This is a genomic window from Enterobacter sp. MG-EB028, assembly GCF_056673305.1.
The window spans coordinates 403,972-420,473 of record NZ_CP195079.1 but is presented as its reverse complement, the minus strand read 5'-3'; the positions used below and the strand labels follow the sequence as shown (position 1 = coordinate 420,473).

Genomic DNA, 16,502 nt, shown 5'->3' with positions numbered 1-16,502 from the left:
CTCCTTAACTTAAAAAAAGTTGGGGCCGTCCCCGATGAAGGAAGCGCTTACGGGTCGTCCCGCAAGGCAGATAACACCCCATATTTTGGTTAGCGTGCGATTTTTTTTCAATCAATTTCTGCTGATCGCGTTAAGCCCAGAAATAGCCGCAGTAAGGCGCGGAGTTCAGGCATTTATTACTCATCGGACTTCTCTATGATGATGTGCTTTCTGATGGCAGGAAGCCAAACCACTAGCCGATTGCGAATAAAATATGTTCAAAATTCTTTTGATTGACCGTTGTCACTTCACCCGTACCGGGTTCGAAGCATGGCTCAATCATTCCGGTTTGTTCCCGGGGCACTACGTTGTGACCGGGCTGAACAATCTCTTCCTTGCCAGAGAACACATTCTGCAATGGAAACCCGCGCTGGTTATCGCTGACCTGCATGGTTTCCGCCAGGATATTCACCATTTTCAGCAATTCTCGTCCTTGCTGAACGCCAGCGAAAAGTTACCCTTTATTATGCTGCAATCAGGAGAGGACAGGGACATGACGGCCTGGCTGGAGAACTTCCCGGTCTGGTCTTCGCTGTTGAAAAATGCCCGTCTTGAGGAACTCGCGGCGGTTATTAATGACGCGTTAATCTCGGGCGCAAGCACGCACAGACCCACTGTGGCCGCTCCCTTGCTAACCCGACAGGAAGAGAAAGTGCTGACATTGTGGATGGACGGCGCGAGCAATCAAAAAATTGCTGCTCACCTGAGTATCAATGGCAAAACGGTTTATACCTATAAACGAAATATCCGCATGAAACTGCATATGGATACGCGCTTTTCACCCTTTTTATCCTTGCAGGAGTCAGAAAGCTGACGGTACGAAACCCATTCGGTCCCGTACCGTGTGTTCATTACTGCTGAGCTTTCGTTGCCGCACCAGAGATCGCGCTACCGCCTTCAGAAATATCCTGACCGACGCCGCGCGTGGTATTACAGGCAGTTAACACTGAAGAAAGTACCAGGACTGAAAAGATCGCTGCAATTGTCTTCTTAACCATAATATCTTCCTTTTATAGCCAAAGTTGTTTTGTGTATAGCAACTTAAGAATAGACAAGATCCCGTCGGTTGACGGAAAAGGAAGCATTTTTAGGAAAATTAGACGAGCCTAGCTGGCTGCGTGGGAAATGATATGTCCAAGGTCCTGGATATCTTCCCCCATGCCACGCGCGGTGTTACAGCCGGAAAGCAGTACGCTGGAGAGCGCTAACAGAAGCAGAATTTTAACGGTACGTTTCATCATCCCTGCCTGCAAAAATCAGGCGCAGCGGGCGCTGCGCCTCGAATCATGACGTAAATTACTTCACGCGGGATACGTATTCGCCGGAGCGAGTATCCACTTTGATCACTTCACCGATCTGAACGAACAGTGGCACTTTCACCACAGCGCCAGTGGAGAGCGTTGCTGGCTTGCCGCCAGTACCCGCGGTATCACCTTTCAGACCTGGATCGGTTTCAACGATTTCCAGCTCAACAAAGTTTGGTGGGGTAACAGCGATAGGCTGGCCGTTCCACAGGGTCACGATGCACTCAGCCTGATCCAGCAACCACTTCGCGTTATCGCCAATTGCTTTCGCGTCAGCAGACAGCTGCTCGAACGTTTCGTTGTTCATGAAGTGCCAGAACTCACCGTCGTTGTACAGGTAAGTCAGGTTCATATCGACAACATCAGCGCCTTCAGCGGAGTCAGTAGATTTGAAGGTTTTCTCAACACGGGTACCGGTCAGCAGGCGGCGCAGCTTAACGCGTGCGAATGCCTGGCCTTTACCTGGTTTAACGAATTCGCTGGCTTCAACCGCGTACGGTTCGCCGTCCATCATGATTTTAAGACCAGCACGAAAATCGTTGCTATAGTACGTTGCCATAAGGCCCTCTAAATTTGTTAACTGGTAGCTAAGCCACAAAATGGCGCATATTGTAACCCTAAACACCCCGTCCAGAGAAGATTGGTTATCGCAACTTGCCGATGTAATCACCAGTCCTGATGAATTGCTGCGTCTTTTAGACCTCGATCAGCACCCGGAGTTGCTTGCAGGCCGCGAGGCAAAGCGACTTTTCGCCCTGCGCGTTCCCCGCGCGTTTGTTGCGCGCATGGAAAAAGGCAATCCAGACGATCCTTTATTAAAACAGACGCTTACGTCACAGGATGAGTTTATTACAGCGCCGGGATACAGCACCGATCCGCTGGAAGAGCAGAACAGCGTGGTGCCGGGTTTACTGCACAAATATCTCAATCGCGCCCTGCTGCTGGTAAAAGGCGGCTGCGCGGTTAATTGTCGTTATTGCTTCCGTCGGCACTTCCCGTACGCCGAAAACCAGGGAAATAAGCGTAACTGGCAGGTTGCGCTGGACTATATCGCCGCCCATCCAGAGCTGGATGAGATTATTTTTTCCGGCGGTGACCCGCTGATGGCAAAAGATCATGAGCTGGACTGGCTTTTGACGCAGCTTGAAGCCATCCCGCACATCAAACGTCTGCGCATTCACAGCCGTTTACCGATTGTCATTCCGGCACGTATCACCGACGGCCTGGTTGCGCGCCTGGAGCAGTCCCGTCTGCAGGTGCTGTTGGTAAACCATATCAACCACGCGAACGAAATCGACGATGAATTTCGCGCGGCGATGGCGCGTCTGCGTAAGGCGGGCGTCACGCTGCTCAACCAAAGCGTCCTGCTGCGCGGCGTGAATGATAGTGCCCGCGTGCTGGCCGATCTCAGCAACGCCTTGTTTGACGCAGGCGTGATGCCCTATTACCTGCACGTACTGGATCGCGTGCAGGGTGCGGCACACTTCATGGTGACGGATGAGGAAGCCCGACAGATTATGCGCGAGCTGTTAACGCTGGTTTCAGGGTATATGGTGCCGAAACTGGCACGCGAGATTGGCGGAGAGCCGAGTAAGACGCCGCTGGATTTGCAGCTGCGGCAGCGCTAAAAGGCAGGTGGCGCTACGCTTACCTGCCCTACGAGGTGGGGCGCAGCGCCATCAGCAAGTAAACTCAGTTCGGGCACTTATAAACCTGGCCGCTCATCTGGCTGGCCGTCGGCACGAAGCTGGAAAGCATTCCTTGCGTCGGGCTGCTCACGCCGTAAATCACATTCCCCCCCATAGCTGCAGCCTGGTTACGCAGGGCATTCGCCGCGCCGCGCATAGAGCCGCCTTCTTCACCGTGCTGACCCGACATCCAGTTACTTTGTTCACCGGTGGCCGTGCCTAACAGCTGGCATTCGCTGCCTGGCTTATCTTCCACAAAGCGAACGCCCTGGCCCGCTGCCGACAGTTCATTGCTGGAGCTACAACCCGCCAGCAGCAATGCTGCTCCTACGATCCCTGCACAGACTTTTACGCGCATGTTATTCCTCGTTTTCAATAAGCTGGACAGTAATTGTCCGTGTGTAAATCTTATACCTAAAAGATGACTAAAAGAAAAATCCCCGCGCATTTCTGCGAGCCAGATTCCGTACGCTACTCCTCCGATATCATAAATGAATTCTGATAATGCCCTTTGGGATATCGTGTTTTAGCCCCCGATCGTTTTTAGTGTTGCGACGTACAACTTTTGTACGCGATTAAAACAGGGGGTTTCATGAGTGCATCATCCTCAGGAGAGGAAAAGGTAACATGGGTGGGCTATCTGGCGTTTGTGCTCACCATCGTATTTTTCTCAGGCTTTTTCGCCAAAAGTACCGAATGGTGGCGCGTGCTGGATTTTACCGTCTTAAACGGCAGCTTTGGTCCGGTGAACGGCGCACTAACATTTCGCGGCGAGGGCGGTACGGGGGCGAAAGACGGTTTCTTATTTGCCCTTGAACTGGCACCTTCGGTCATTTTGTCGCTCGGGATCATTGCCGTCACCGAGGGGCTGGGCGGGCTGCGTGCCGCACAACAGCTGATGACGCCCATTTTGCGCCCACTGCTTGGCGTACCGGGCATCTGCTCTCTGGCCCTCATCGCCAACCTGCAAAATACCGATGCCGCGGCAGGGATGACCAAAGAGTTGACCGACGAAGGGGCAATTACCGATCGCGAGCGCGCCATTTTCGCCACCTTCCAGACCAGCGGTAGCGCCATCATTACCAACTATTTTTCTTCCGGTGCCGCACTTTTTACCTTCATTACCGTCCCGGTGATTACGCCGCTTGCCGTCATACTGGTGTTTAAATTTGTTGGCGCGAACTTCCTGCGCCTGTGGATCGCCCACATGGAAGATCGTTGTATTCAGGAGGAAAAAAATGATCGCCCAGCCGCGTAAAAATATCATGGACATGTTTATTGATGGCGCCCGCCGAGGCTTTACCATCGCCACCACCAGCCTGCTGCCTAACGTGGTTATGGCGTTTGTCATCATTCAGGCGCTCAAGGTGACCGGCCTGCTGGATATTGTTGGCAATATTTGCGAGCCGATCATGGCGCTGTGGGGGCTTCCGGGCGCGGCGGCAACGGTCCTTCTGGCCTCAGTGATGAGTATGGGAGGCGGCGTGGGGGTCTGCGCCAGCCTGGTGGCTGCCGGCACGCTCAACGGCCACGATGCCACCGTCCTGCTTCCCGCCATCTATCTGATGGGCAATCCGGTACAAAACACGGGCCGCTGCCTGGGTACCGCAGGGGTGAACCCCAAATATTACCCGCACATCATTACTGTCTGCGTCATTAACGCCCTGCTCTCAATGTGGGTAATGCAGCTACTCTTCTGAGGAGATAAAAATGGATTTTTCAGTGCTGGAACCCCATCTTTTCCGCAATGTGCACCTTTACGCGCCGGAGGATCGGGGACGTTGCGATCTGCTGGTCGCCGGGGGAAAAATCGTCGCGATTGAAAAAACGGATCGCGCAACAACGCAGCTTAACTGTCCTGAAAGCGATCTCGCCGGGGCGGTGGTTTGCCCGGGCTTTATCGATCAGCACGTGCACCTGATCGGCGGCGGCGGTGAAGCTGGCCCGCACACCCGGACGCCGGAGGTGCGGTTATCCGCGCTTGTGGCGGCGGGCATCACCTCCGTTGTTGGACTGCTGGGTACCGACGGCGTAACCCGCCATCCCGAATCCCTGCTGGCAAAAACGCGGGCGCTTGAGCACGAAGGGATCAGCGCGTGGATGCTGACAGGCGCGTACGGGCTGCCTTCTCCGACGATTACCGGCAGTGTCGAAAAGGATGTGGCACTGATTGATAAAATCATCGGCGTGAAATGCGCGATTTCCGACCATCGCTCCTCCGCACCGACGGATGACCAGCTCGCGAATATGGCCGCCCAGTCGCGCGTCGGCGGGCTGCTGGGTGCCAAAGCGGGCATATCCGTGTTTCACCTCGGCAACAGCCCGAGGCTGCTGGAGCCGCTGTATAACATCCTCGATAACGCCGACGTTCCCCGCACGAAGCTGCTGCCAACCCACGTTAACCGCGACCAGACGCTGTTCCTCGCCGCGCTGAACTATGCCCGCGAAGGGGGTTATATCGACATTACCACCAGCATCCGAGAGCCCCTTGATGCCGCCACCGCCATCGTGACGGCCCGTGAAGCGCAGGTGCCGTTTAACCGGCTTACGCTCAGCTCGGACGGTAACGGCAGCCAGCCGATTTTTGATGCAAACGGCAATCTGGTGGGCATTGGCGTAGCGGGCTTCGAGTCCCTGCCCGAAACCCTACAGCAGCTGGTCAGCCAGTATCAACTGCCGCTGGAGGAAGCGCTTCTGCCGTTTACGCGTAACGTGGCGGAGTTTCTCGGGCTGAAGCATAAGGGGCGGATCGCGCCCGGATGCGATGCCGATTTCCTGGTGCTGACGGATGACCTGAAGATCCGCGAGGTCTGGGCGAAAGGCCGCCAGATGGTGCGCGAAGGCGTAGCGTGTGTGAAAGGAACATTTGAGTAGCGGCAATAAAAAACCCCGGGCATTTCTGCCCGGGGTTCGTTCTGAGAGGTTCAGAACAACATGATTACATCATGCCGCCCATTCCACCCATGCCGCCCATACCAGCAGCACCTAAGTCAGGCGCGTCGCCTTTTGGCAGGTCGGTCACCATGCACTCGGTAGTGATCATCAGGCCAGCTACAGATGCCGCGTACTGCAGAGCAGAACGGGTCACTTTAGTTGGGTCCAGGATACCGAAGTCGATCATGTTGCCGTATTCTTCAGTTGCAGCGTTGTAACCGTAGTTACCTTCGCCCGCTTTCACGTTGTTTGCAACCACAGACGGTTCTTCACCGGCGTTGGACACGATCTGACGCAGAGGGGCTTCCATTGCGCGCAGCGCAACTTTGATACCCACGTTCTGATCTTCGTTCTGTGCGGTCAGGCCAGCCAGTTTAGCAGCTACACGCACCAGCGCGACACCACCACCCGCAACCACGCCCTCTTCTACCGCAGCACGGGTCGCGTGCAGGGCATCGTCAACGCGTGCTTTCTTCTCTTTCATTTCAACTTCGGTCGCCGCACCGACTTTGATTACCGCAACGCCACCAGCCAGTTTCGCTACGCGCTCCTGCAGTTTTTCACGGTCGTAATCGGAAGTGGCTTCTTCGATCTGCTTACGGATCTGACCAACACGGCCCTGAATAGCGGCTTCTTCACCCACACCATCGATGATGGTGGTGGTGTCTTTGTTGATCACAACGCGTTTTGCCTGGCCCAGGTCTTCCAGGGTCGCTTTTTCCAGCTCCATACCGATCTCTTCAGAGATCACGGTACCGCCGGTCAGGGTAGCGATATCCTGCAGCATTGCTTTACGGCGATCGCCGAAGCCAGGTGCTTTAACCGCAGCCACCTTCACGATGCCGCGCATGGTGTTAACCACCAGAGTCGCCAGCGCTTCGCCTTCAACGTCTTCAGCGATGATAACCAGCGGCTTGCCTGCTTTCGCAACGGCTTCCAGCACTGGCAGCATTTCGCGGATGTTGGAGATTTTCTTGTCAGCCAGCAGGATGAACGGGCTTTCCAGCTCAACAGCGCCAGTTTCCGGCTTGTTGATGAAGTATGGGGACAGGTAACCGCGGTCGAACTGCATACCTTCAACCACGTCCAGTTCGTCTTCCAGACCGGTACCGTCTTCAACGGTGATCACGCCTTCTTTACCGACTTTATCCATCGCTTCAGCGATCAGTTTACCTACGGTTTCGTCGGAGTTAGCGGAGATGGTACCAACCTGTGCAATGGCTTTAGAGTCAGAGCAAGGTACGGACAGCGCTTTCAGTTCTTCAACAGCGGATGCGACAGCTTTGTCGATACCACGTTTCAGATCCATTGGGTTCATGCCCGCAGCAACGGCTTTCAGACCTTCGGTGATGATTGCCTGCGCCAGAACGGTCGCGGTGGTGGTACCGTCACCCGCAGCGTCGTTCGCTTTGGAGGCAACTTCTTTCACCATCTGCGCGCCCATGTTTTCGAACTTGTCTTCCAGCTCGATTTCACGTGCTACAGAAACACCATCTTTAGTGATGGTTGGCGCGCCGAAGGATTTATCCAGCACTACGTTACGGCCTTTCGGGCCCAGGGTCACTTTAACTGCATCTGCCAGTACGTTTACGCCGCGGAGCATTTTTACACGAGCGTCGTTACCGAATTTTACGTCTTTAGCTGCCATGTTCTTATTTCCTCAAATTCTCGTGCGTAAATTACGCTTCAACAATTGCCAGAATGTCGCTCTCGGACATGATCAACACTTCTTCATTGTCGATCTTCTCGGATTTCACGCCGTAGCCATCGTTGAAAATTACGATGTCACCAACTTTAACGTCCAGCGGCTGCACAGTTCCGTTTTCCAGGATGCGGCCCTTACCGACAGCGATGATTTCGCCACGCGTTGATTTGGCTGCTGCAGAACCGGTCAGAACGATGCCGCCAGCAGACTTGGTTTCAACTTCTTTACGTTTGACGATCACACGATCATGTAACGGACGAATACTCATTGATAGCTCTCCTTTGAGAAAGTCATTATCAGTTATGGATGACGCCGGCCCGCATGCGGTTTTCCGACTAGTGCCCTGAGAGATGGGGATAGCTTTTTACCCCTTCAAGGGGGAATCGAAAAAAAATTTGCGAAAGTGTTACCATCCACTCTCTTTTGATGGCGGCAGGACAGGGTAAATGAGTGGACTCAGGCAGGAGCTGGGGCTGGCGCAGGGCGTTGGCCTGCTTTCAACCTCCTTGTTAGGGACGGGCGTGTTTGCCGTACCGGCACTGGCGGCGCTGGTCGCCGGAAATAATAGCCTTTGGGCATGGCCGGTGCTGATCCTGCTGGTGTTCCCGGTGGCGATTGTGTTTGCCATCCTTGGACGACATTTCCCCAGCGCAGGCGGCGTGGCGCATTTTGTCGGCATGGCGTTTGGTCCGCGTATGGAGCGCGTGACCGGCTGGCTGTTTTTGTCGGTCATACCCGTTGGCCTTCCGGCAGCCCTGCATATCGCCACCGGCTTTGGACAGGCGCTGTTTGGCTGGCACGACGAACAGCTGCTGTTGGCTGAACTGGGTACGCTGGCGATTGTCTGGTGGGTGGGCTCGCGCGGGGCCAGTTCAAGCGCGAATCTGCAAACGCTGGTTGCCGTGTTGATCGTCGCGCTGATCGTCGCCATCTGGTTTGCGGGTGACATTACCGTGGCGGATATCCCTTTCCCTGCGATAAACGATATCGACCATTCTCAGTTTTTCGCTGCGTTATCCGTCATGTTCTGGTGTTTCGTTGGTCTTGAAGCGTTCGCGCACCTGGCCTCCGAGTTTAAACAGCCCGAGCGTGATTTTCCCCGCGCCCTGATGATTGGCCTGCTGCTGGCGGGCACCGTATATTGGGCCTGTACCGTGCTGGTGCTGCACTTCAACGCGTTCGGCGAAGATAAAGCCGCTGCCGCTTCGCTACCGGGTATCGTGGTTGAACTGTTCGGTGTGAAGGCGCTATGGGTGGCCTGCGTGATTGGCTATCTCGCCTGCTTCGCCAGCCTCAATATTTATATCCAGAGCTTCGCCCGTCTGGTGTGGTCGCAGGCACTCTACAAACCGGAGAGCCGTCTTGCACGTTTGTCTAAACGTCGACTCCCGGTTAATGCGCTGAATGCCGTGCTGGGCTGCTGTGTACTGAGCTCGCTGTGCATTTATATTCTCGACATCAACCTTGATGCGCTGATCGTCTACGCCAACGGCATTTTCATCATGATCTACCTGCTGTGCATGCTGGCGGGTTGTCGTCTGCTGAAAGGGCGCTATAAGGCACTGGCGGTTTTCGGGGGTGTGCTTTGCCTGCTGCTGCTGGCGATGGTGGGATGGAAGATTGTGTACGCCATCGTCATGCTGGCGGGGCTGTGGGCGTTTTTACCGAAGCGGTAAAATCTGCAGGCCCGGTAAGCGACGGGTATGAACCGGAAACATGGGTAACACTTTAGACCGGATACATGGGTAACAGTTATAACTGGCATAGAAGAGGAGACTCGCTATGCCCTGGACTGAGACCCGACCTATGCAACGCCTTGATTTTATCCGTGCCTGCCATGCAGGTACGGACTCATTCTCCGCTCTTTGCCGCCTTTTTGGCATCAGCCGTAAAACCGGCTATAAATGGCTTCAGCGTTTTGACCCCTCTGACCTGTCATCTCTCTCTGACCGATCGCGTGCACCACACTCCCACTCCCGGACGGTTCCTGATGATATTGCCGGACACCTGACTGCCCTGCGTCAAAAACACCCTGACTGGGGCCCTAAAAAACTGCGGATGTGGCTGCTCAATCATCACGTCGATTTTACCGTACCTGCTGCCAGCACTATCGGCGATATCCTCAAGCGTGAAGGCCTGGTTCCGGATAAAAAGCGAAAACGCAGAACACCGGGTAATCGGCAGCCTCTGACCATCATCAGTGAGAACAATCAGGTCTGGAGTGCTGATTTTAAAGGCAAGTTCAGGCTGCTGAGCCGGGAATACTGCCATCCCTTCACCCTGACCGACAATCACAGCCGGTATCTTCTGAGCTGCCGGGGAACGGACCGGGAGAGCGAGCCCTTCGTCAGGCAGTGCCTGACGGATGCGTTCCTGGAGTACGGTCTGCCGGAAGTCCTGAGAACGGATAATGGTCAGCCGTTCGCGGGAACAGGTATCGCCGGGTTAAGTCGCCTTGCAGTCTGGCTGATAAAGCTGGGCATCAGACCGGAACGTATCAGAAAGGGGCATCCGGAAGAAAACGGCCGTCATGAGCGAATGCACCGCTCGCTGAAAAGTGCAGTGAAACAGGGCAACACCTTCATGACGATGGAAGAACAACAGCGGTGGTTCAGTGACTACCGGGAAGAGTTTAACTACGAAAGGCCGCATGAAGCCCTGGCGGGTGCAACGCCCGGAACGGTGTGGAAGCCTTCAGGCCGTCACTGGGATGGCAGGGTTCCTGAATATGCTTATCCGGAAGGAGGTACGGTCTACAGGGTGAAATCGAGGGGGACACTCTATATGGGGAAAAAGGGGACGGTGTTCCTGAGTGAAGCGCTGACTGATGAGTACATCATGCTGGAAGAACAAGATGATGGCCTTGAGGCCATCATCTTTAACGGAATAACGCTTGCGTACTATGACCGAAAAACCCAGAGTGTGCTCCGGATAGACTAAAAAGTGTTACCTATGTTCCCGGTCTGATCTGTCACCTTTGTATCCGGTCATACCGACGCGTCACCGGGCCAAAAAAATCAACGATCGTCTTTATGATCTAAACGATCGCGCTGGTCATCCTTACGCTGATACTCCCCTTCGAAAGTATCGCCTGGCCCTGTGCTGAACCCGCCGCCCGGCATGCGGCTAAAGCGCAGATGCGGCAGCAGCTTCATGGTCAGGTGCTTCTGAACCGGCGGCAACAGCAACAGCAGGCCGAGGAAGTCGGTGAAGAACCCCGGCAGGATCAGCAGCAGGCCCGCAATAATCAGCGACACGCTTTTGATCATCTCTTCTGCCGGGCTTTCGCCTGCGGCCATCTTCTGCTGCATTATCAGGAAATTTTTGAAACCCTGGTTACGCACCAGTGACATACCAATCACCGAGGTGAAAATCACCAGAATCAGCGTCAGCAGGACGCCCAGCACGTGGGCAACCTGGATAAAAATTGAAATCTCAATGTAAACATAGAGAAAGAAGGCAATAAACGGTATCCAGCGCACTGGCATCTCCTGTTGGGCAGGTGCCGTCGGGCCCCTGTCTGAATGTGTTCGCGACGCGCGTTTGTATGAGATGGTGACGGTTAGCGAAAATTCAATCGGTTTGCACGGATATTTTTTTTGGAAATATTAAAGCGGTGACCCATTTCACAGATTAATAATTATCATGGAATCGGCTCGATAATAAGTGATCCAGCTTACGGCAATTCGCTATCATCAGCATATGATCTCGAACATCTGGCTGATTGAGGGAATAATCGTCGGCCAGAAAATATTCAAAACCACATAAATACTGTGTGTTTAGTACAATCCATCGGCAGCTTGAAAAGAAGGTTCACATGTTAAACAACATTCGTATCGAAGAAGACTTGTTGGGTACCAGGGAAGTTCCAGCGGATGCCTACTATGGTGTTCACACTCTGAGAGCGATTGAAAACTTCTACATCAGCAACAGCAAAATCAGCGACATCCCTGAGTTTGTCCGTGGCATGGTGATGGTGAAGAAAGCCGCAGCGCTAGCGAACAAAGAGCTGCAAACCATTCCGAAAAGCGCGGCAAATGCGATTATCGCTGCCTGCGATGAAGTGCTGAACAACGGCAAATGTATGGACCAGTTCCCGGTTGACGTCTATCAGGGCGGCGCGGGTACCTCAGTCAACATGAATACGAACGAAGTGCTGGCAAACATTGGCCTGGAGCTGATGGGTCACCAGAAAGGTGAATACCAGTACCTGAACCCGAACGACCACGTTAACAAATGCCAGTCCACCAACGACGCCTACCCTACCGGCTTCCGTATCGCGGTGTATGCCTCTGTAGTGAAACTGGTAGATGCTATCAACCAACTGGGTGATGGCTTCCAGCGTAAAGCGGTTGAGTTCCAGGACATCCTGAAAATGGGTCGCACCCAGCTGCAGGACGCGGTGCCAATGACGCTGGGCCAGGAGTTCCACGCGTTTAACGTGCTGCTGAACGAAGAAACTAAAAACCTGCTGCGCACCTCCGAGCTGCTGCTGGAAGTGAACCTGGGCGCAACCGCCATCGGTACGCGTCTGAACACCCCGGATGGCTATCAGCAGCTGGCGGTTCAGAAGCTGGCGGAAGTGTCTAACCTGCCGGTTGTGCCTGCGGAAGACCTGATTGAAGCCACCTCCGACTGCGGTGCCTACGTGATGGTACACAGCGCCCTGAAACGTCTGGCGGTGAAACTGTCCAAAATCTGTAACGACCTGCGCCTGCTCTCTTCCGGTCCGCGCGCTGGCCTGAACGAAATAAACCTGCCAGAACTGCAGGCCGGTTCATCCATCATGCCAGCTAAGGTGAACCCGGTTGTGCCAGAAGTGGTGAACCAGGTGTGCTTCAAAGTCATCGGTAACGATACGACCGTGACCATGGCCTCTGAAGCGGGTCAGCTGCAGCTGAACGTGATGGAGCCGGTAATTGGCCAGGCGATGTTTGAATCTATTCACATCCTGACCAATGCCTGCTACAACCTGCTGGAAAAATGCATTAACGGCATCACGGCGAATAAAGAAGTCTGCGAAGGCTATGTCTATAACTCCATCGGGATCGTCACTTACCTCAACCCGTTCATCGGCCACCACAACGGCGACATCGTTGGTAAGATTTGTGCCGAAACCGGTAAGAGCGTTCGTGAAGTCGTGCTGGAGCGCGGGCTGTTGACCGAAGCTGAGCTGGACGATATCTTCTCGGCCCAGAACCTGATGCACCCGGCATATAAAGCGAAACGATATACCGATGAAAGCGAACAGTAACAGTTCAGGCTAGGCTTCCGAAAGGCACGTCACAAGTGACGTGCCTTTTTTCTTTTTAGGCGTTACCTAAATACAACAATTCAATATCAACTTGTTAATAAGCAAGGCAGGTCTTTATGTTTGGAGCAGAACTCGTCATCGTCCTGTTGGCGATTTATTTGGGCGCGCGACTCGGGGGTATCGGCATTGGTTTTGCCGGCGGCCTCGGGGTGCTCGTGCTTACCCTTATCTTTCAGATTAAACCCGGCGCAATCCCTTTTGACGTTATTGAAATCATCATGGCGGTTATTGCTGCTATTGCGGCCATGCAGGTCGCAGGCGGTATGGACTACCTGGTGAGCCTGGCGGAGCGCATGCTGCGCCGCCATCCGAAATATATAACCTTCCTTGCCCCGCTGGTGACCTGGTTTATGACCATTCTCGCGGGAACCGGCCACACGGCATTTTCCACGCTGCCGGTGATTACTGAAGTGGCAAAAGAGCAGGGTATTCGCCCGTCTCGTCCGCTCTCTATTGCTGTAGTGGCGTCTCAGATTGCCATTACCGCGTCGCCAATCTCTGCCGCCGTAGTCTTCTTCGCGGGTATCCTTGAGCCAATGGGCGTGAGCTACCTGACGCTGCTGGCGATCTGTATTCCGGTTACGCTGATTGCGGTGATGATTACCGCCGTGCTGTGTAACTTCCTCGGCGCCGAGCTGAAAGACGATCCGGTTTACCAGGAGCGTCTGGCAAAAGGTGAAGTGAGCCTGCGCGGTAGCCAGGTCTTCGAACTGAAGCCGCACGCGAAACGCTCCGTGCTGCTGTTCCTGATCGGTATTGTCGCCGTGATGTTCTACGCGACCGCCATCAGCGACACTGTGGGGCTGATTCAGAACCCGGTGCTGCCGCGTAACGAAGCGATTGTGGTGTTCATGCTGACCATTGCGACGCTGATTAGCATCACCTGTAAAATCGACACCAGCGAAGTGCTGAACGCCAGCACCTTCAAATCCGGTATGAGCGCCTGCGTGTGCGTACTGGGCGTGGCGTGGCTCGGTGACACCTTCGTGAAAGCGCATATTAGCGATATCCAGACCGTGGCGGGTGACCTGCTGCACAACTACCCGTGGCTGCTGGCAGTGGTACTGTTCTTTGCCGCGACGCTGCTTTACTCCCAGGCCGCCACCACCAAAGCGTTGATGCCTGCTGCACTGATGTTAGGCGTCGCACCGCTGACGGCGATTGCCTCTTTTGCCGCCGTTTCTGCGCTGTTCGTTCTGCCAACCTACCCAACCCTGCTGGCGGCGGTTGAGATGGACGATACTGGCTCAACCCGCATCGGTAAGTACGTGTTTAACCACGCGTTCCTGATCCCGGGTGTGGTGGCGATTACGCTTTGCGTCGTCCTCGGCTTTATCATCGGCGGCATTGTGCTGTAAACGGTTAGCCGTTGTAAAAATAGTTAAAATCGGGCCGCTCTGCGGCCCGTTTCATTAATGACCAATCGCCTTGCGTGATATAGTGAAGACTTTCGTGATGAGGAGGTCGACTTGTGAACACGCCTGATGCTGTTGTTGTACTATGTACCGCCCCTGATGAAGCCTCTGCCCAGGATCTCGCCGCCAAAGTGCTGGCCGAAAAACTGGCAGCCTGCGTAACGCTGCTCCCCGGCGCGACCTCCCTCTATTACTGGGAAGGCAAGCTGGAGCAGGAGTATGAAGTCCAGATGTTACTTAAAACTAATCTGGCGAATCAGCAGGCGCTCCTTGACTGCCTCAAGTCTCATCATCCTTACCAAACCCCGGAGCTGCTGGTGCTGCCAGTGGTCCACGGCGATAACGACTATCTCTCATGGCTCAACGCTTCTTTACGCTGATCCTGCTGCTGTGCAGCACGTCAGTATTTGCCGGGTTGTTTGACGCACCCGGCCGTTCAAACTTTATTCCTGCCGACCAGGCGTTTGTTTTCGATTTTCAGCAGGACCAGCACGATCTCAATCTGACCTGGCAGGTGAAAGAGGGCTACTATCTCTACCGCAAGCAGGTCAGCATCACGCCTGCAAAGGCTAGCGTCGGCGCGCTGCAGATGCCCGCTGGCGAGTGGCACGAGGACGAATTCTACGGTAAAAGTGAAATCTATCGCCAGCGCCTGAGCGTGCCCGTCACGGTGAATCAGGCGGATAAGGACGCCACGCTGACGGTGACCTATCAGGGCTGTGCCGACGCGGGCTTCTGCTACCCACCTGAAACGAAGGTCGTTCCGCTTAGTGAAGTTAAAGCGGCTGCCTCCCCTCTCCCCTCAGGGGAGAGGGCCAGGGTGAGGGGTGAAGGCGAAGCTGCTTCCGACCTTCCTTTCTCAGCGCTTTGGGCCTTACTGATTGGCATCGGCATTGCCTTTACCCCGTGTGTGCTGCCGATGTATCCGCTTATCTCCGGGATTGTGCTGGGCGGCAAACAGCGTCTTTCTACCGCCCGCGCCCTGCTGCTGGCGTTTATCTACGTGCAGGGTATGGCGCTCACCTACACGGCGCTCGGGCTCGTGGTCGCCGCGGCCGGGCTACAGTTCCAGGCGGCGCTCCAGCATCCTTACGTGCTTATTGGCCTGTCCGTCGTATTTATCCTGCTGGCGCTGTCGATGTTTGGCCTGTTCACGCTGCAGCTGCCCTCTTCGCTGCAAACCCGCTTAACGCTGATGAGCAATCGCCAGCAGGGTGGCTCTGCGGGCGGCGTATTCGCAATGGGTGCCATCGCCGGGTTGATTTGCTCCCCCTGCACCACCGCGCCGCTCAGCGCTATCCTGCTGTACATTGCCCAGAGCGGCAACATGTGGCTCGGCGGCGGTACGCTGTATCTCTATGCGCTCGGTATGGGCCTGCCGCTGATTCTGGTGACGGTATTTGGCAACCGCCTGCTGCCGAAGAGCGGCCCGTGGATGGAGACGGTGAAAACCGCGTTTGGCTTTGTCATTCTGGCGCTCCCGGTGTTCCTGCTGGAGCGTATTATTGGTGACACGTGGGGTCTGCGCCTGTGGGCCATGCTCGGCGTGGCGTTCTTCTCATGGGCGTTTATCGTCAGCCTGGGGGCCACAAAAGCGTGGATGCGTCTGGTGCAAATTCTCCTGCTCGCCGCCGCGTTGGTGAGTGTGCGTCCGCTTCAGGACTGGGCGTTCGGCTCACCGGTGGGCCAGACGCAGGCACATTTAAACTTTATACACGTTAAGAACGTCGATGAGCTCAACAGCGCGCTGGCGCAGGCAAAAGGCAAACCGGTGATGCTCGATCTCTATGCCGACTGGTGTGTCGCCTGCAAAGAGTTTGAAAAATACACCTTTAGCGATCCTCAGGTGCAAAATGCCCTGAAAGAAACGGTGTTGCTCCAGGCAAACGTCACGGCCAACAATGCGCAGGATAAGGCCCTGCTTAAACACCTTACCGTGCTCGGGCTGCCGACCATTCTGTTCTTTAATGAACAAGGGGAAGAGCAGCCAGAACAGCGTGTAACCGGGTTTATGGATGCAACGGCATTCAGCGCGCATTTGCGCAATCGCCAACCGTAAACAACACTTTAGACGGGACATACCGTTGGGAATAGCGGAGGAGA

18 protein-coding genes are annotated in these 16,502 nt (G+C 54.9%); 11 read left to right on the top strand and 7 right to left on the bottom strand.

The window, feature by feature from the left end:
- Positions 1 to 253 precede the first annotated feature (253 nt).
- A complete protein-coding gene (locus ACR42C_RS01910) occupies positions 254 to 853 on the top strand; it encodes a helix-turn-helix transcriptional regulator (protein ID WP_479984679.1) in 600 nt (199 codons plus the stop codon).
- A 37-nt stretch (positions 854 to 890) separates the two neighbouring features.
- On the opposite strand, the gene ecnB is transcribed toward ACR42C_RS01910, so the two are convergent.
- The 3 genes from ecnB to efp form a co-directional block, all read right to left on the bottom strand.
- Entirely contained in the window at positions 891 to 1,037 is a 147-nt protein-coding gene (gene ecnB / locus ACR42C_RS01905) for a lipoprotein toxin entericidin B (RefSeq protein ID WP_003025482.1), read from the bottom strand.
- Between the two features lie 108 nt (positions 1,038 to 1,145).
- Positions 1,146 to 1,277: an entericidin A/B family lipoprotein gene (locus ACR42C_RS01900; RefSeq protein WP_028015234.1), complete on the bottom strand. Its 132-nt coding sequence runs from the start codon at positions 1,275 to 1,277 to the stop codon at positions 1,146 to 1,148.
- 58 nt (positions 1,278 to 1,335) lie between these two features.
- The gene (gene efp / locus ACR42C_RS01895) at positions 1,336 to 1,902 is read right to left on the bottom strand and encodes an elongation factor P (RefSeq protein WP_003855940.1); all 567 of its coding nucleotides are present in this window, start codon (positions 1,900 to 1,902) and stop codon (positions 1,336 to 1,338) included.
- Between the two features lie 40 nt (positions 1,903 to 1,942).
- Here efp and epmB point away from each other — a divergent pair, with 40 nt between their 5' ends.
- Positions 1,943 to 2,971, top strand: coding sequence for an EF-P beta-lysylation protein EpmB (gene epmB / locus ACR42C_RS01890; protein ID WP_126326199.1), 1,029 nt, complete (start codon positions 1,943 to 1,945; stop codon positions 2,969 to 2,971).
- A gap of 64 nt (positions 2,972 to 3,035) precedes the next feature.
- Here epmB and ACR42C_RS01885 read toward each other — a convergent pair whose 3' ends face one another.
- Positions 3,036 to 3,389, bottom strand: coding sequence for a DUF4156 domain-containing protein (locus ACR42C_RS01885; protein ID WP_014882205.1), 354 nt, complete (start codon positions 3,387 to 3,389; stop codon positions 3,036 to 3,038).
- 234 nt (positions 3,390 to 3,623) lie between these two features.
- Here ACR42C_RS01885 and ACR42C_RS01880 point away from each other — a divergent pair, with 234 nt between their 5' ends.
- Genes ACR42C_RS01880 through iadA form a run of 3 tightly spaced genes read left to right on the top strand, consistent with a single transcriptional unit; the run spans position 3,624 to position 5,905 of the window.
- Positions 3,624 to 4,289, top strand: a complete 666-nt coding sequence (locus ACR42C_RS01880; protein ID WP_116344020.1) for a nucleoside recognition domain-containing protein — start codon at positions 3,624 to 3,626, stop codon at positions 4,287 to 4,289.
- Positions 4,270 to 4,731, top strand: coding sequence for a YjiG family protein (locus ACR42C_RS01875; protein WP_028015231.1), 462 nt, complete (start codon positions 4,270 to 4,272; stop codon positions 4,729 to 4,731). Before ACR42C_RS01880 ends, ACR42C_RS01875 begins: the two co-directional genes overlap by 20 nt.
- 10 nt (positions 4,732 to 4,741) lie before the next feature.
- Entirely contained in the window at positions 4,742 to 5,905 is a 1,164-nt protein-coding gene (gene iadA / locus ACR42C_RS01870) for a beta-aspartyl-peptidase (RefSeq protein WP_479984678.1), read from the top strand.
- 64 nt (positions 5,906 to 5,969) lie between these two features.
- On the opposite strand, the gene groL is transcribed toward iadA, so the two are convergent.
- Positions 5,970 to 7,613 carry a chaperonin GroEL gene (gene groL, locus ACR42C_RS01865; protein WP_023310114.1) on the bottom strand — a complete coding sequence of 548 codons (1,644 nt, stop codon included), beginning with the start codon at positions 7,611 to 7,613 and terminating at the stop codon, positions 5,970 to 5,972.
- A gap of 31 nt (positions 7,614 to 7,644) precedes the next feature.
- A complete protein-coding gene (locus tag ACR42C_RS01860; RefSeq protein WP_003855929.1) occupies positions 7,645 to 7,938 on the bottom strand; it encodes a co-chaperone GroES in 294 nt (97 codons plus the stop codon).
- A 178-nt stretch (positions 7,939 to 8,116) separates the two neighbouring features.
- On the opposite strand from ACR42C_RS01860, the gene yjeH reads away from it, so the two are divergent.
- Positions 8,117 to 9,346 carry an L-methionine/branched-chain amino acid transporter gene (yjeH, locus tag ACR42C_RS01855; RefSeq protein WP_479984677.1) on the top strand — a complete coding sequence of 410 codons (1,230 nt, stop codon included), beginning with the start codon at positions 8,117 to 8,119 and terminating at the stop codon, positions 9,344 to 9,346.
- Between the two features lie 106 nt (positions 9,347 to 9,452).
- Positions 9,453 to 10,610 carry a DDE-type integrase/transposase/recombinase gene (locus ACR42C_RS01850; protein WP_316380356.1) on the top strand — a complete coding sequence of 386 codons (1,158 nt, stop codon included), beginning with the start codon at positions 9,453 to 9,455 and terminating at the stop codon, positions 10,608 to 10,610.
- Positions 10,611 to 10,687: 77 nt separating this feature from the next.
- Here the strand turns inward: ACR42C_RS01850 and ACR42C_RS01845 are convergent, their stop codons facing one another.
- The gene (locus tag ACR42C_RS01845; protein WP_192984689.1) at positions 10,688 to 11,152 is read right to left on the bottom strand and encodes an FxsA family protein; all 465 of its coding nucleotides are present in this window, start codon (positions 11,150 to 11,152) and stop codon (positions 10,688 to 10,690) included.
- Between the two features lie 335 nt (positions 11,153 to 11,487).
- Here ACR42C_RS01845 and aspA point away from each other — a divergent pair, with 335 nt between their 5' ends.
- The 4 genes from aspA to ACR42C_RS01825 all read left to right on the top strand — a co-directional run bounded on the left by aspA (position 11,488) and on the right by ACR42C_RS01825 (position 16,458).
- Positions 11,488 to 12,924, top strand: a complete 1,437-nt coding sequence (gene aspA, locus ACR42C_RS01840) for an aspartate ammonia-lyase (RefSeq protein ID WP_003855923.1) — start codon at positions 11,488 to 11,490, stop codon at positions 12,922 to 12,924.
- A gap of 116 nt (positions 12,925 to 13,040) precedes the next feature.
- On the top strand, positions 13,041 to 14,342 hold the full coding sequence (locus tag ACR42C_RS01835; protein WP_479984676.1) for an anaerobic C4-dicarboxylate transporter: 1,302 nt from the start codon (positions 13,041 to 13,043) through the stop codon (positions 14,340 to 14,342).
- Positions 14,343 to 14,455: 113 nt separating this feature from the next.
- Entirely contained in the window at positions 14,456 to 14,779 is a 324-nt protein-coding gene (cutA, locus tag ACR42C_RS01830) for a divalent cation tolerance protein CutA (protein WP_014168278.1), read from the top strand.
- Complete coding sequence (locus ACR42C_RS01825) at positions 14,755 to 16,458, top strand: protein-disulfide reductase DsbD (protein WP_479984675.1); 1,704 nt, start codon at positions 14,755 to 14,757, stop codon at positions 16,456 to 16,458. The genes cutA and ACR42C_RS01825 overlap by 25 nt, the downstream gene beginning before the upstream one ends.
- Positions 16,459 to 16,502: the final 44 nt, after the last annotated feature.

What these genes read in the sequence shown, in the direction of transcription:
- ACR42C_RS01910 (WP_479984679.1), top strand. Translation starts at nt 254, where the DNA reads ATGTTCAAAATTCTTTTGATTGACCGTTGTCACTTCACCCGTACCGGG.
- ecnB (WP_003025482.1), bottom strand. Translation starts at nt 1,037, where the DNA reads ATGGTTAAGAAGACAATTGCAGCGATCTTTTCAGTCCTGGTACTTTCT.
- ACR42C_RS01900 (WP_028015234.1), bottom strand. Translation starts at nt 1,277, where the DNA reads ATGAAACGTACCGTTAAAATTCTGCTTCTGTTAGCGCTCTCCAGCGTA.
- efp (WP_003855940.1), bottom strand. Translation starts at nt 1,902, where the DNA reads ATGGCAACGTACTATAGCAACGATTTTCGTGCTGGTCTTAAAATCATG.
- epmB (WP_126326199.1), top strand. Translation starts at nt 1,943, where the DNA reads ATGGCGCATATTGTAACCCTAAACACCCCGTCCAGAGAAGATTGGTTA.
- ACR42C_RS01885 (WP_014882205.1), bottom strand. Translation starts at nt 3,389, where the DNA reads ATGCGCGTAAAAGTCTGTGCAGGGATCGTAGGAGCAGCATTGCTGCTG.
- ACR42C_RS01880 (WP_116344020.1), top strand. Translation starts at nt 3,624, where the DNA reads ATGAGTGCATCATCCTCAGGAGAGGAAAAGGTAACATGGGTGGGCTAT.
- ACR42C_RS01875 (WP_028015231.1), top strand. Translation starts at nt 4,270, where the DNA reads ATGATCGCCCAGCCGCGTAAAAATATCATGGACATGTTTATTGATGGC.
- iadA (WP_479984678.1), top strand. Translation starts at nt 4,742, where the DNA reads ATGGATTTTTCAGTGCTGGAACCCCATCTTTTCCGCAATGTGCACCTT.
- groL (WP_023310114.1), bottom strand. Translation starts at nt 7,613, where the DNA reads ATGGCAGCTAAAGACGTAAAATTCGGTAACGACGCTCGTGTAAAAATG.
- ACR42C_RS01860 (WP_003855929.1), bottom strand. Translation starts at nt 7,938, where the DNA reads ATGAGTATTCGTCCGTTACATGATCGTGTGATCGTCAAACGTAAAGAA.
- yjeH (WP_479984677.1), top strand. Translation starts at nt 8,117, where the DNA reads ATGAGTGGACTCAGGCAGGAGCTGGGGCTGGCGCAGGGCGTTGGCCTG.
- ACR42C_RS01850 (WP_316380356.1), top strand. Translation starts at nt 9,453, where the DNA reads ATGCCCTGGACTGAGACCCGACCTATGCAACGCCTTGATTTTATCCGT.
- aspA (WP_003855923.1), top strand. Translation starts at nt 11,488, where the DNA reads ATGTTAAACAACATTCGTATCGAAGAAGACTTGTTGGGTACCAGGGAA.
- ACR42C_RS01835 (WP_479984676.1), top strand. Translation starts at nt 13,041, where the DNA reads ATGTTTGGAGCAGAACTCGTCATCGTCCTGTTGGCGATTTATTTGGGC.
- ACR42C_RS01825 (WP_479984675.1), top strand. Translation starts at nt 14,755, where the DNA reads ATGGCTCAACGCTTCTTTACGCTGATCCTGCTGCTGTGCAGCACGTCA.